Here is a 13,417-nt window from a genome sequence, read left to right as displayed (position 1 = left end):
GGTTTGATCATGGAACTCGGCACCTACTGCATGTCCCAGCGTTCGACCGCAGAGGCGGAGCGACTCCCCGAGCAACCCGACCCGGCTCAGCGGCTGGCCAGTTCGCTCTCGGGCTCGCTCGCCGGCTGGGGATTCCTGCGGTGCTTGCCGATGGCGACCACCACGGCCACGACCCAGAGGACGGCGACCGCGATCAGGGCCACGGTGCTGGTGGCGCCCTCGATGTCGAAGGCCTTCAGCAGGGTACGCAGGTTGGTCAGCAGGATCAGCCCGCCGACGGCGGTGCCGAGCACCCGCGCCGGCAGCTTGCTGACCAGCATGGCGGCGATCGGTGCGGCGATCAGGCCGCCGATGAGCAGGGCGGCGACGAAGCCCAGGTTGATGCCTGCGGTGCCCAGTCCGATCAGGAAACCGAGACTGGCCGAGGCCGAGACCAGGAACTCCGAGGTGTCCACCGAGCCGACGACCGTGCGCGGCGCGGTCTTGCCGGCGCTGAGCAGCGAGGTGGTGGTGACCGGTCCCCAGCCGCCGCCACCGGTCGCGTCCACGAAACCTCCGACGACACCCAGCGGGGCCAGGAAGCGGCCCCGGTGCGGCGACACCCGGGCCCGGGACTGGGCCGGCGGCCGCAGCGCGAAGCGGACCAGGATGTAGAGGCCGAGCAGACCCAGGATGATCGCCATCACCGGTTCCGCACCCTCGGTGGAGAGCTTGGACAAGAAGGTGGCGCCCGCGAAGGCGCCGACGGCGCCGGGTACGCCGAGGCGCAGCACCAGCTTCCAGTCGGTGTTGCCGAGCTTGTGGTGGGACACACCCGAGGCGATGTTGGTGCCCATCTCGGCCAGATGCACCGACGCCGACGCGGCCGCCGGCGAGAGCCCGGCGATCAGCAGCAGGGTGGTCGAGGTGACGCCGTAACCCATCCCGAGGGCACCGTCGATGAGCTGGGCGCCGAGCCCGACCAGGCCGACGACGATCAGCTTCTTCATGCGGTTTCTCCTTGCGGGGTGAGGATTGCGGGGATGTCGGCACCCCGGCCATCGGGGTACGCCTCGGACCAGTCGGGTCCGAGCCGGACCACCTCGCCGATCACCACCACCGCCGGGGAGGTGACCCCGCGCGCGCTGGCGGATTCGGCGATCCGGTCCAACGGGGCGACGGTGACGCGCTGCTGCGGCGTACACCCCCGTTCGACGATCGCGACCGGGCAGTCGGCGGCGCGGCCACCGGCGATCAGCGTCCGAGCGGTCCGCGCCAGGCCCTTGACGCCCATCAGCACGACGACGGTGTGATCGCTGCGGCTCGGCACCTCGGCCAACTCCTCGTGACCGGTGACCACGGTGAAGCCCCGCGAGACCCCGCGGCTGGTGACCGGGATCCCAGCAGCGGCCGGAACGGCAATGGCGGAAGAGATTCCGGGCACCACCTCGACGCGTACGCCGGCCGCCTGGCAGGCGGCACGCTCCTCCTCGCCGCGGCCGAGCACGAACGGATCACCGCCCTTCAGCCGGACCACGCCCTTGCCCTGTTGGGCATGCTCGACCAGCAGCGCATTGATCTCGTGCTGTGGCACCGGATGATGACCCGGGGTCTTGCCGACGTCGATCACCTCGACCTCGTCGGGCAGATCGGCCAGCACACCGTGCGGGGCGAGCCGGTCGACGACGACGACATCGGCGGTGGCTAGCAGCTGCACCCCGCGCCGGGTCAGCAGGCCGTCGTCACCGGGTCCACCGCCGACCAGCGCCACCCAACCCGGGTGCTCGCGCTGCGGGCGGAGATCGCCGGGATCGCTGGCGAGCTGGCCGGCGATCCGGTTGCGGATCGCGACCGAACGGCGTGGGTCGGCCGAGCTGACGGCGAGCTGGACGCGGGTATCGGGCAGCTCGACGCTGGTATGGGCCGGCACACTGGCCGTGCCGGTCCGATGCGCGCCGGCGGCGACACAGAAGATCCGGTGCTCCTCGGCGAGCCGGGCCACCCGGGCATCGACGACCTGGTCACCGGTGGCGACATGCACCAGCCACGCACCATCCAGGTCGTTGTCGCGGAATTCCCTTGCCTGCCAGCCGATCCGCTCCCCCAGCTCAGCGAGTTCGGGGCACAGTTCGGGGGCGACGAGGTCGACGCGCGCACCCGCGGCGAGCAGATCCCGGACCCGGCGGGCAGCGATCCGCCCGCCACCGACCACCAGCACCCGGCGGCCGCGCAGCTCCAGCGAGAGCGGGAACATCAGATCACCCAGTCGGCGTCGCTGCGCTGCTCGGCGCGCGCCCCGGTGACCATGCCGGCGGCCAGCGTCTGCCCGCTGTCGGCGTCCACCAGCAGGAAGGAGCCGGTACGCCGGGACCGGGCATAGGGCTCGGCGGCGATCTCACCGGCGAGCCGGATCTTCACCCGGCCGATGTCGTTCAGCTCCAGCGACTCCCCCGGTTCGCTGGTCAGCGTGTCCAGATCCAGGCGCCCGTCGATCTCGCGGACCTGGGCGCGGACGGTCCGGGTGGTGTGCTTGAGGAGCACCTTCGCCCCCGCCCGCAGCGGCCGCTCGTTCAACCAGCACACGAAAGCGTCGAGCTCCTTGGCCGGTACCGGGGCGTCCTCGGCGGCCGCGATCAGATCGCCGCGGGCCAGGTCGATGTCGTCGGAGAGCCGCAGCGTGACCGACTCCCCCGCGAACGCTTCGGAGCGGCTGCCGTCGGCGGTGTCGATCCCCTCGACCCGGACACCGCGTCCGGACGGCAGGGCCACCACCTCGTCGCCGACCCGCACCACACCGGATGCGACCTGCCCGGCGTACCCGCGGTATTCGACGAACTCCGGTGACAGCGCCGCCGCCTGCGGACGCAGCACATACTGCACCGGGAAGCGGAACGCCTCGGTCTCCGGGTGGTCGGCGGTGGGCAGCTCCTCGAGCAGTTCCAGCAGCGCCGGGCCGTGATACCAGGGGGTGTTCGCCGAGTGGTCGACGACATTGTCCCCGAGCAGTGCGGAGACCGGGATCACGGTCAGCGCAGGGATTCCGAGGTCCTCGGCGAGCTCACGGATCTGGGCGTCCACCTGGTCGAAGGCCGCGGAATCGAAGCCGACCAGGTCGATCTTGTTCACCGCGACGATCACCTGCGGCACCCGCAGCAGGCCCGCGACGGCCAGGTGCCGCCGGGTCTGCTCGAGCACCCCGTGCCGGACATCGACCAGCAGCACGATCGCATCCGCGGTCGAGGAACCGGTGACGGTGTTGCGGGTGTACTGCACATGGCCCGGGCAGTCCGCCAGCACGAAGGAGCGCCGCGCGGTGGCGAAATAGCGGTAGGCCACGTCGATGGTGATGCCCTGCTCCCGTTCGGCCCGCAGGCCGTCGGTGAGCAGTGCCAGGTCCGGGCCTGCCAGGCCGCGGGACCGGCTGACCCGCTCGACGGCGTCGAGCTGGTCGGCGAGGATCGACTTGGAGTCGTGCAGCAGTCGGCCCACCAGCGTGGACTTGCCGTCATCGACCGAGCCGGCGGTGGCGAGCCGCAGCAGCGTCGGCGTCTCCTGGGTGGTCGTGCTCATCAGAAGTAGCCTTCCTTCTTGCGGTCTTCCATCGCGGCCTCGGTGAGCCGGTCGTCGGCGCGGGTCGCGCCCCGTTCGGTGACCCGGGTGGCGGCCACCTCGGCGACCACCGCGGCGACATTGGCGGCGTCGGAACGGACCGCCCCGGTGCAGGACATGTCGCCGACGGTGCGGTAGCGGACCGTCTCGGTGGTCACCGTCTCGTCCTCGCGCGGCTGGCTGAACTCACCGACCGCGAGCAGCATCCCGTCGCGGGAGAAGACCTCACGCTGGTGGGCGTAGTAGAGGGTGGGCAGCTCGATCTGCTCCCGCTCGATGTAGCGCCAGACATCGAGTTCGGTCCAGTTGGACAGCGGGAAGACCCGCACGTGCTCACCGGCGCGATGCCTGGTGTTGTAGAGATTCCACAGCTCGGGCCGCTGGTTCCGCGGGTCCCACTGGCCGAAGTCGTCGCGCAGGCTGACGATCCGCTCCTTGGCGCGGGCCTTCTCCTCGTCGCGGCGGCCGCCGCCGTAGACGGCGTCGTAGCGGCCCTTCTCGATCGCCTCCAGCAGCGGCTGGGTCTGCAGCGGGTTGCGGGTGCCGTCGGGGCGCTCGGTCAGCCGGCCGTCGTCGATCCACTCCTGCACCGAGGCGACCTCGAGCCGGACGCCGAGGCGGCGTACGGTCTCGTCGCGGAAGTCGAGCACCTCGGCGAAGTTGTGCCCGGTGTCGACGTGCAGCACCGGGAACGGGATCGGTGCGGGCCAGAAGGCCTTGCTGGCCAGGTGCAGCATCACCACCGAGTCCTTGCCGCCGGAGAAGAGCAGCACCGGCCGCTCGGTCTCCGCGGTGACCTCGCGGAAGATGTGGATGGCCTCGCTCTCCAGTGCCGAGAGCTGGTCCAGCCGGCGGCCGGTGTCGGCCGGCGCGCTGGTGTCGGCCGGCGCGCTGGTGCCGGTCTGCACGGGCTGGGTGTCGGTCGCGATCTCAGTGCTCACAGGTGAATCCCACATTCTGTCTTGGTGAGTCCGGCCCAGCGGCCGGCTCGGGGGTCCTCGCCGGGGGCGACGCGGCGGGTGCAGGGGGCGCAGCCGATCGACGGGTAGCCGTCGGCCAGCAGGGGGTTGATCGGCACCACATTGGCCTCGGCGTAGTCGAACAGCTGGTCGAAGCTCCATCCGGCAAGGGGATTCAGCTTGACCATCTGGTGGCGTGCGTCCCATTCGACGTGCTGGGTGTTGGCGCGCAGCGCGTTGTCCTCGCGGCGGACGCCGGTGACCCAGGCGTGGTACCCGGCGAGCGCCGCATTGAGCGGTTCGACCTTGCGCATGCCGCAGCACAGCCCGGGATCGCGGTCGTGCAGCTTCGCGCCGAACTGGGCGTCCTGCTCGGCCACGGTCAGCTTCGGGGTGACATCGACCAGGGTGATCGGCAGCGCCGCCGCAAGTTCATCGCGGGTCGCGTAGGTCTCGTCGAAGTGGTAGCCGGTGTCCAGGAACAGCACGTCGACCCCGGGGACGACGGTCGAGGCCAGGTGCGCGAGCACCGTGTCGCCGGCCATCGAGCAGGCCACCGCCAGTGACCGGCCGAAGTTCTCCCCGGCCCAGGCCAGCACCTCCTCGGCACTGGCGTCGGCGAGGTCGGCGGCGCCCTGTTCGGCCAGCCTCTGCAGTTCGGCGGCCTCCTCGGGATCCCTGCTCTGCTGGGATTCGCCACCGGGGCCGTTCATCAGGTCGACACTCATGCCACTGCCTCCTCATCAGCCCGGTGCGCCCAGGCGGCGAAGGTCTCACCGTCGGCGCGGTCGGTGTGCCAGCGGCGCACCACCCGCTCGATGTAGTCGGTGAGGTCAGCGGCGGTGACCTTGAGTCCCCGGACGGTACGCCCCAGCTCCCCGGCTTCCCGGTCTGCGGTGACCAGGCCACCACCGAGGTGCACCTGGAAGCCGAACTCCTCACCGGCGATCAGCTGGCCCTTGAGCCCGATGTCGGCGACCTGGATGCGGGCGCAGGAGTTCTGGCAGCCGTTGATGTTGATCGACAGCGGTTCGGTCAGCTCCAGGTCGGCCAGTCGGCGCTCCAGCTCGTCGATCACGTCGGCGGCCAGTCCCTTGGTCTCGACGAAGGCGAGCTTGCAGTATTCGATGCCGGTGCAGGCCATCGTGCCGCGCCGGAAGACGCTCGGGCGGGCGTACAGGCCGATCTCGGCGAGCTGGTCGACCAGCGTCTCGGCCTTGTCCGGTTCGACGTCGAGGATCAGGATCTTCTGGTGCGGGGTGAAGCGGATCCGCCCCGAACCCGCCTGCTCGGCCAGGTCGGCGACCTTGTCGAGCAGGGTGCCGGAGGCCCGGCCCACCGTCGGTGCCACGCCTACCCAGACCCGGCCGTCGCGCTGCTCGTTGACACCCAGGTGGTCGGCGCCGGCACGCGCCGGCGCCGGTGCCGGCCCATCGGGCAGCTTTCGCTGCAGGTATTCGGTTTCCAGCACCTCGCGGAACTTCGCCACACCCCAGTCACCGATCAGGAACTTGAGCCGGGCGCGGGTCCGCTGGCGGCGATAGCCGTAGTCGCGGAAGATGCTCACCACACCGGCCCACACCTCGGCGGCCTCCTCCGGGCGGACGAACACCCCGACCCGCTCCGCCAGCCGCGGCACGGTGGAGAGACCGCCACCCACCCAGAGGTCGTAACCGGCCCCGAACTCGGGGTGTTCGACACCGACCAGGGAGATGTCGTTGATCTCGTGCACTACGTCCAGGCTCGGGTGGCCGGTGACCGCGCTCTTGAACTTGCGCGGCAGGTTCGAGTATTCGGGCTGGTTCAGGTAGCGGGACCTGATCTCCTGGATCACCGGGGTCGGGTCGATGATCTCGTCGGCCGCGATCCCGGCGACCGGGCTGCCGAGGATCACCCGCGGGGTGTCACCGCAGGCCTCGACGGTGTCCATCCCGGCCTCATCGAGCCGCCGCCAGATCTCGGGCACGTCCTCGACGCGAATCCAGTGGTACTGGAGATTCTGGCGATCGGAGATGTCGCCGGTGTCGCGGGCGAACTCCCGGGAGATGCCGGCCAGCACCCGCAGCTGGTCGGTGGTGATCGCGCCGCCGTCGAGGCGGACCCGCATCATGAAGTACTTGTCGGACAGCTCGTCGGCCTCCAGCTTGGAGGTCCGGCCGCCGTCGATGCCCTGCTTGCGCTGGGTGTAGAGCCCCCACCAGCGGAACCGGCCGTGCAGGTCGTCGCTGGGGATCGAGTCGAAGCCGTTCACCGAATAGTCGTCGATGATCCGCTGGCGCACGTTCAGCCCGTTGTCCGCGGCCTTGAACTCCTCGTTGTGGTTCAGCGGCGCCTTCCCGTCGACGGCCCATTGGCCCTGGGGCTTGCTGGCGGCGCGCGAGGGGCGGGCAGCGTTGGTGGTCGAAGTCATCTCGTTCCAATCACGGTGTGCGTGCAGGTACGCCGAATGGCGCGGGCGGGAGGGGGTGCGGTGCCGAACGAGCGGCACGGGCCGGCGCAGGCCGCCGGCCGGCAGGCGTCAGGAGTTCCGGCGCCCGGTCACGAACACATCAGGTTGCTGGCCACGAGAAGCAGGTCAACGTGGCGGCGTACCACGAACGGCACATCCCTCAATGTCATATAGGAGACCTTAATGGCTCCATTGGCGATACCCGAAATCCGTTCCGGATGATGGACCGGGTGCGGCGGGCGAGGGTCAGCGGCCGGGCCAGGTGCGGATCAGGCGGGACTGGTCGGTGGTGGCGAGCACGATCCGGTCGTCCTGGGCGAGCCACTGCACCGGTACCCGGGCACCGCGGTCCCCCAGCCGGGTGGCGCGCACGTCGAGTTCCAGGGAGCGGGGCTCGGCCCCGGGGTCGTCCGCGAGCAGCGAGGCGCGGTTGCCGCGGCCGAGTTCGATGGCCGCCGGGCGCCACGGGCCGGCCTGCAGCACCGTGCGCAGCCGTTGGTACGCCACCAGGCCGAGTACGCCACCGGCCAGGCAGCCACCGGCCAGGCCGGCGCCGACGACCAGCACCGGCAGCCCCCAGACCTGCTCCAACCCGCCGCGCAGCACCAGCAGCACACAGCCGACGGCCGCCAGCACGCCGACGATCAACGCGATGATCGGCAGCACCCGACGGGCATTGGCCAGCTTTCGCACCCAGGGCTGCTGCCAGGCCGACAGCTCGACGGGATCGTCACCGTCCCCGGGGCGGGGCGCCGCGGCGGCCGGCAGCACGGTGGTGCTCGGGGAGGCGGGCGAGGCGGCGCGGGCGGCCGTGGCCCCCATCACCGTCGTCTGCGGTGAGACCGGTGACCCGGGCCCGGCAGCGGCAGCCGCCTCGGTGGGCTGGAGCACGGCGGTGTCCGGGGAGGCCGCGGACGCCGGATCCTCGGGCGGCAGCGCCCGATGCGGGCGTACCGGCTCGGCGGTCTCGGATCGCTCCTCGACGTCGGGGAGCGCCCGGGCCGGATGGGGATCGTCGTCGGCGGGCCGCTGGCTCATGCCCCCAGCATGCCCGAGGCCCGGCTCGCGGTGGTGCCGACCCGCCCGACAACCGGGCCTGCACCCCCGAACGCCTCGGTCCGTGGTCGCATCGCATCCGCTCGGGCGTACCACCGCCGTCTGTTTCTGCGCGCCCACGCGCGCGGGCGTTGATCCGGCCCGGTTTCGGTGGCACCGTGGACGGTTCTGAAGCGCTCGACAGTGACGTGGGCCAGCAACGACGTCCCGAAAGAGCAGCACCGATGACCCACAGCACGCTGATGCATGCCGTCCCGGCACGCCTCCGCCGCCGCGACCGCAGCCGCCGGCCGCTGACCGCTCGACTCCGCGGCCTGGGGGTCCGCTACCTCGACTGGGCCTGGCCCGGGCATCCGAAGACCCTGCGGGAGGCCCCGCTGCGGATCTATCCGACCGCGGTGCACCTGCTCCGGTTGACCACCGGGGCCGTGCTCTCCTATCTGATCACCCTGGTCGTGACCACCGGGCCGATCGACCTGACCGGGTCGCTGACCGCCCTGCTGGTGCTGCAGGCCTCCACCTACACCACCCTGCAGATGGGCGCGGTCCGGATCGGCGCGGTGCTCACCGGGGTCGGAGTGGCCCTGGCGGTGACCACCTGGGTCGGGCTCACCTGGTGGAGCCTGGCGCTCGCGATCGGCAGCGCGCTGATCCTGGGCCGGGTCTTCCGGCTGGGTCCGCAGGCGCTCGAGGCGCCGATCAGCGCGATGCTGATCCTGGCCACCGCGGGGCAGCAGATCGCCGTCGAGACCCGGGTGGTGACGACCCTGGTCGGTGCCGGCATCGGGATCGCGTTCGCGGTGCTGCTGCCGCCGCCGGTACCGACCCGGGTCGCCGCGCATGCGGTACGCCGGGTGGCGGCGGTGCAGGCGACGCTGTTGCGCCGCGCCGGGGAGGCGATCGCCGATCATCCGCTGCGCCGCAGCGAGGTGACCGGCTGGCTGGACCAGTCGCTGCAGGTCGGTGAACAGCTCGGCCGGGCCTCCCAGCAGGTCGGTGACCTGACCGACGCCCGGCGCTTCAATCCGCGGGCCATCGGCACCGCCGACCTCTCCCCGGTGCTGCGCTCCGGACTGGACATCCTGGAACGCAGCCAGGTGGCACTGCGCACCCTGTTCTGGGTGATGGAGCGCGAGGCACCGGGCGGTCCCCGCGACCGCAGCGGTTACCTCGACGACGACCTCCGCGAGGCCTTCGCGGTGGTGCTGAACGATGTGGCCGACTGCCTGGACGCCTTCGGTGACCTGGTGCACGCCGAGGCCAACGGCCAGGCCGAGCAGGTGCACGACTCGTTGGCGTACACCATCGAAACGCTGCGCGAGACCCGCGCCCGGTTGACCGAGCTGATGCTGGTCGACCCGCACGACGACGCCGACGGCTGGCTGCTCCGCGGCACCGTGCTGCACAGCATCGAGGCGATGCTGGAGCTGCTCGACCCGGTCGCGCGGGCCGCCGACCGCGCCCAGTGGCAGGCCGAGCAGGCGGGCCGGATCATCGGCGGGGACACCCTGCTGAACCGGGACACGCTGGCCGCGCTGCGCACCGGCCGGGTGCGTACCCGACCCCGACGAGTCCCCCATCCCGACCCTGAAAACGGCGCCGACCAGCCCGCGTGACCACCCACCCACGTAGGCTCGGTACATGCTCTCCGACCTGCTGAAGACCCTTCGCCCGAAGCTCCCCGGACAGCCGCTGCTGCTGGAGCTGGACCTGCCACGCGGGGTGGTCAGTACCCCCGCCGACAACCCGCTGCAGGCCCTGCGCACCCGGCAGGCCGCGACGATGCGGGAGATCCGTGACGGCCTGCGGCGCGGCGCGAAGGACTCCGATGTCGCCGGCCTGGTGGTGCACATCGGCGCCAGCACCCTGACCAGCGATCAGCTCGACGAGCTCGCCGAGCTGATCGTCGAGTTCGGCCGGAGCAAGCCGACCATCGCGTGGAGCGAGACCTTCGGCGAGTTCGGCAACGGCATGCTCGGCTACCGGCTGGCGACCGCGGCCAAGGAGATCTGGGTGCAGCCCTCCGGAGCGGTCGGCCTGCACGGCGTGCAGCTGGACATCCTGCTGCTCCGCGGCGGCCTGGAGAAGCTCGGCATCGATCCCGAGTTCGGCCAGCGCAAGGAGTTCAAGACCGCGGCCGACCAGTTCGCCGCCACCGAGGTCACCGAGGCCAACCGGGAGATGATGCAGGGCATCGCCGACTCGATCCTCGACGACACCGTGCGGATCGTCGCCGAACGCCGCAACCTGGACCCGGAAGCCGTCCGGCTGGCGGTCGACAACTCCCCGCTCACCGCGCACGACGCCCAGCAGGCCAAGCTCGTCGACCGGATCGGCTACCGGGATCAGGTGTACGCCGAGCTGCGCCGCCGCTACGGCAAGCAGAAGCCGGCGGCCAACCGCAGCGTCGACGGAGTCAATCAGGACGAGCCAGAGCTGGCCCTGCAGTACGCCAACCGCTACGCCCGGCACGCGGGCGGGCCGCTGCAGAACTTCGAGCAGCTGCTGAACAAGAACAAGCCCTCGATCGGCGTGGTCACCCTGCACGGCGCGATCGTGTCCGGGATCAGCCAGCCCGGTGCGAACCGGGCCGGTTCCGACACCGTCAGCGCCCACCTCCGCGAGGCCGGCCGCGACGACTCGGTGAAGGCCGTGGTGCTGCGCATCGACTCCCCCGGTGGCTCCTACGTCGCCTCCGACCTGATCCGCCGGGAGGTGCAGCGGCTCCGCGAATCGGGCAAGCCGGTGGTCGCCTCGATGGGCCAGGTCGCCGCCTCGGGTGGCTACTTCGCCGCGATGGGCTGCGACACCATCGTCGCCAACCCGACCACCCTGACCGGTTCGATCGGCGTCCTCGCCGGCAAGTTCGTCACCCAGGGCCTGTTCGACAAGATCGGGGTGATCCGCGAGCAGATCATCGCCGGTGCCAACGCCGGCATGATGGGCGGCGCCGAGCCGTTCAGCGAGCGGCAGTGGGAGAAGCTCGACGCCTGGCTGGATGAGGTGTACGCCGACTTCACCAGCAAGGCGGCCGCCGACCGCGGGATGCCGCTGGAGCAGCTCGAACCGCTGGCCCGCGGTCGGGTCTGGACCGGTTCGGCCGCCCAGCAGCGGGGCCTGGTGGACACCCTCGGTGGGATGGGCACCGCCCTCGACGAGGCCGCCCGGCGCTCCGGTCACGAGCGCGACGACCTCACCCTGCGTGGGGTGCCGGTGCTGCCGTGGCTGGATCAGGTGCGGCCCCCGGAGTCCAGCGAATCCTTCGGCATCGGCGCCCAGTCCGAGCCGCTGTTCCCCGGCGGCCTGCTCACCGGTGGCCCGGAGGCCCGGCTCGCCGCCCTGGCCCGGCTCGCCGGGTTGCCGCAGCCGGCCGGTGTGCTCGCCCTGCCCTGGCAGGTACGGATCGGTTGAAGCGGCCCACCCCCGGTGGGACGCTGGATCCATGGGGGACGCCGGGTCGGCCGCTGAGCTGGTCGCCGGGCTGCGGCGCGGTTTCGCCACCGGCCGCAGCCTGGAGCTGGACTGGCGCCAGGCGCAGCTGACCGGGTTGCGGCGGCTGCTCACCGAGCAGGCCGATGCGTTCACCGAAGCGGTGCGCGCCGATGTCGGCAAGCCGGCGACCGAGGTCCGCGCCTTCGAGCTGCAGCTGCTGGTCAATGAGATCGACCACGTGCTGGCCAATCTGGCGGGCTGGTTGGTGCCGCGCCGGGTCGGCGTACCGCTGAACGCGCAACCGGCCAGTGCCGAGGTGCACCCCCAGCCCAAGGGCGTGGTGCTGGTGCTCAGCCCCTGGAACTATCCCCTGCTGCTGCTGTTCTCCCCCGCGATCGGTGCGCTGGCCGCGGGCAATGCGGTGCTGCTCAAACCGAGCGAGCTGGCGCCGCGGACCGCGGCGCTGGTCGCCGAGCTGGTACCCGGTCATCTCGATCCGGAGCTCGTCGCGGTCCGCACCGGCGGGGTGGCCGAGGCCACCGAACTGCTGCGGGAGCGCTTCGACCACATCCTGTTCACCGGATCGGCCGAGGTCGGCAAGGTGGTGCTGCGGGCCGCCGCGGAGCAGCTCACCCCGGTCACCCTCGAGCTCGGCGGGAAGTCCCCGGCCTTCGTCGACGAGCACACCGATCTGCGGGTGGCCGCCCGCCGGATCGCCTGGGCGAAGTTCACCAACGCCGGCCAGACCTGCGTCAGCCCCGACCATGTGCTGGTCACCCCGGGTGCGCGGGAGGAGTTGGTGCGCGAGTTGGCGGCCGCCATCGAATCCTTCTACGGCACCGATCCCCGCCGCTCCACCGACTACGGCCGGCTCGTCGATGACCGGCATTTCCAACGGGTGGAGGCATTCCTCGGCGATGGCCGGGTGGTCATCGGCGGTGCCAGCGATGCCGACGCACGCTATCTGGCACCCACCGTGCTGGTCGATGTGGACAGCGACGCGCCGGTGATGACCGAGGAGATCTTCGGGCCCGTGCTGCCGGTGCTCGAGGTGCCCGATGCCGAGGCGGCGCTGGACTTCATCGCCGCCCGGCCGCATCCACTGGCGCTGTATCTCTTCTCCGGTGACCCCGACACCCGGGAGGCGTTCCAGCGGCGCAGCCACTCGGGTGCGCTGGTGCTGGATGCGGCCATGCTGCATCTGGCGGTGCCGGGCCTGCCGTTCGGCGGGATCGGTGATTCCGGGATGGGCAACTATCACGGCCGGGCCTCGATCGACACCTTCTCGCACCAGCGCTCGGTGCTCAGCAAACCGACGCGCCCCGACACCCTGGAGCTGGTCTATCCCCCGGTGACCGGGTGGCGCCGCGCCCTGATGAAGCTGACCCGGCTCACCCGTTGACCGAACTCATCCGCTGACAGAATTCATCCGCTTACCGGGCGGCGCATCGGGCGGTGCGGGATGCCGTCCTCGAGGAACTCCGCACCGTCGCCGCGGAAACCGAATCGTTCGTACCAGCCGACGAGCTGCACCTGGGCGTTCAGCACCACCTCGGCCCGATCGCCGATCAGGTGCAGACATTCGCGCATCAGCTCCGCCGCCAACCCGCGTCCGCGGGCGGCCGGCGCGGTCACCACCCGCCCGATCCGGCGTACCCCGTCGTCCTCGGTGAGCACCCGCAGACTCGCCAGCACCGCGCCATCGTCGTCGGTGTACCAGAGCCAGCGGCAGTCCGGCTCCAGATCGCGGCCGTCCAGCTCCGGATAGGGGCAGTCCTGTTCGACCACGAAGACCGCCTCCCGCAACCGCAGCACCGCGTACGCCTCGGCGAACGCCAGGTCGGTCGGTACCGCGACCCGCAATCGGGCACTCGGTGGCATCGGGGCTCCTGTCTCGGTGATTGCGGCGATCCTAACCAGCGGTGGTCGCCAA

General features: G+C 71.3%; 11 protein-coding genes. 3 read left to right on the top strand and 8 right to left on the bottom strand.

The window, feature by feature from the left end; translation table 11 throughout:
• Positions 1–86 precede the first annotated feature (86 nt).
• From BI335_RS02755 to BI335_RS02725, 7 genes are all read right to left on the bottom strand, one after another.
• Entirely contained in the window at positions 87–989 is a 903-nt protein-coding gene (locus tag BI335_RS02755; protein ID WP_094429572.1) for a sulfite exporter TauE/SafE family protein, read from the bottom strand.
• Positions 986–2,233, bottom strand: a complete 1,248-nt coding sequence (gene cobA / locus BI335_RS02750) for a uroporphyrinogen-III C-methyltransferase (RefSeq protein WP_094429571.1) — start codon at positions 2,231–2,233, stop codon at positions 986–988. Before cobA ends, BI335_RS02755 begins: the two co-directional genes overlap by 4 nt.
• The gene (locus tag BI335_RS02745) at positions 2,233–3,549 is read right to left on the bottom strand and encodes a sulfate adenylyltransferase subunit 1 (RefSeq protein WP_094429570.1); all 1,317 of its coding nucleotides are present in this window, start codon (positions 3,547–3,549) and stop codon (positions 2,233–2,235) included. The genes cobA and BI335_RS02745 overlap by 1 nt, the downstream gene beginning before the upstream one ends.
• A complete protein-coding gene (gene cysD / locus BI335_RS02740; protein ID WP_094429569.1) occupies positions 3,549–4,544 on the bottom strand; it encodes a sulfate adenylyltransferase subunit CysD in 996 nt (331 codons plus the stop codon). The genes BI335_RS02745 and cysD overlap by 1 nt, the downstream gene beginning before the upstream one ends.
• Positions 4,526–5,275: a phosphoadenylyl-sulfate reductase gene (locus tag BI335_RS02735; protein ID WP_094429568.1), complete on the bottom strand. Its 750-nt coding sequence runs from the start codon at positions 5,273–5,275 to the stop codon at positions 4,526–4,528. Before BI335_RS02735 ends, cysD begins: the two co-directional genes overlap by 19 nt.
• Positions 5,272–6,957, bottom strand: coding sequence for a nitrite/sulfite reductase (locus BI335_RS02730; protein ID WP_094429567.1), 1,686 nt, complete (start codon positions 6,955–6,957; stop codon positions 5,272–5,274). The genes BI335_RS02735 and BI335_RS02730 overlap by 4 nt, the downstream gene beginning before the upstream one ends.
• A 285-nt stretch (positions 6,958–7,242) precedes the next feature.
• Positions 7,243–8,034, bottom strand: coding sequence for a hypothetical protein (locus tag BI335_RS02725; RefSeq protein WP_094429566.1), 792 nt, complete (start codon positions 8,032–8,034; stop codon positions 7,243–7,245).
• Positions 8,035–8,276: 242 nt separating this feature from the next.
• Between BI335_RS02725 and BI335_RS02720 the strand changes: the two genes are divergently transcribed.
• The 3 genes from BI335_RS02720 to BI335_RS02710 are packed head-to-tail and all read left to right on the top strand — an operon-like array spanning position 8,277 to position 12,886.
• On the top strand, positions 8,277–9,668 hold the full coding sequence (locus BI335_RS02720; protein ID WP_094429565.1) for an FUSC family protein: 1,392 nt from the start codon (positions 8,277–8,279) through the stop codon (positions 9,666–9,668).
• A 25-nt stretch (positions 9,669–9,693) separates the two neighbouring features.
• Positions 9,694–11,463: a signal peptide peptidase SppA gene (gene sppA / locus BI335_RS02715; RefSeq protein ID WP_094401410.1), complete on the top strand. Its 1,770-nt coding sequence runs from the start codon at positions 9,694–9,696 to the stop codon at positions 11,461–11,463.
• A gap of 31 nt (positions 11,464–11,494) precedes the next feature.
• Entirely contained in the window at positions 11,495–12,886 is a 1,392-nt protein-coding gene (locus BI335_RS02710; RefSeq protein WP_094429564.1) for an aldehyde dehydrogenase family protein, read from the top strand.
• A gap of 23 nt (positions 12,887–12,909) precedes the next feature.
• Here BI335_RS02710 and BI335_RS02705 read toward each other — a convergent pair whose 3' ends face one another.
• Positions 12,910–13,365 (bottom strand): GNAT family N-acetyltransferase, encoded by a 456-nt coding sequence (locus BI335_RS02705; protein WP_094429563.1) that lies wholly within the window; start codon positions 13,363–13,365, stop codon positions 12,910–12,912.
• Positions 13,366–13,417: the final 52 nt, after the last annotated feature.

The sequence above is a fragment of the Enemella evansiae genome (assembly GCF_002250705.1).
In the GTDB taxonomy this organism is placed as follows: Bacteria; Actinomycetota; Actinomycetes; order Propionibacteriales; family Propionibacteriaceae; genus Enemella; species Enemella evansiae.
Note: the sequence above shows the minus strand (reverse complement) of the source record. Positions and strands in the feature narration are given on the sequence as shown.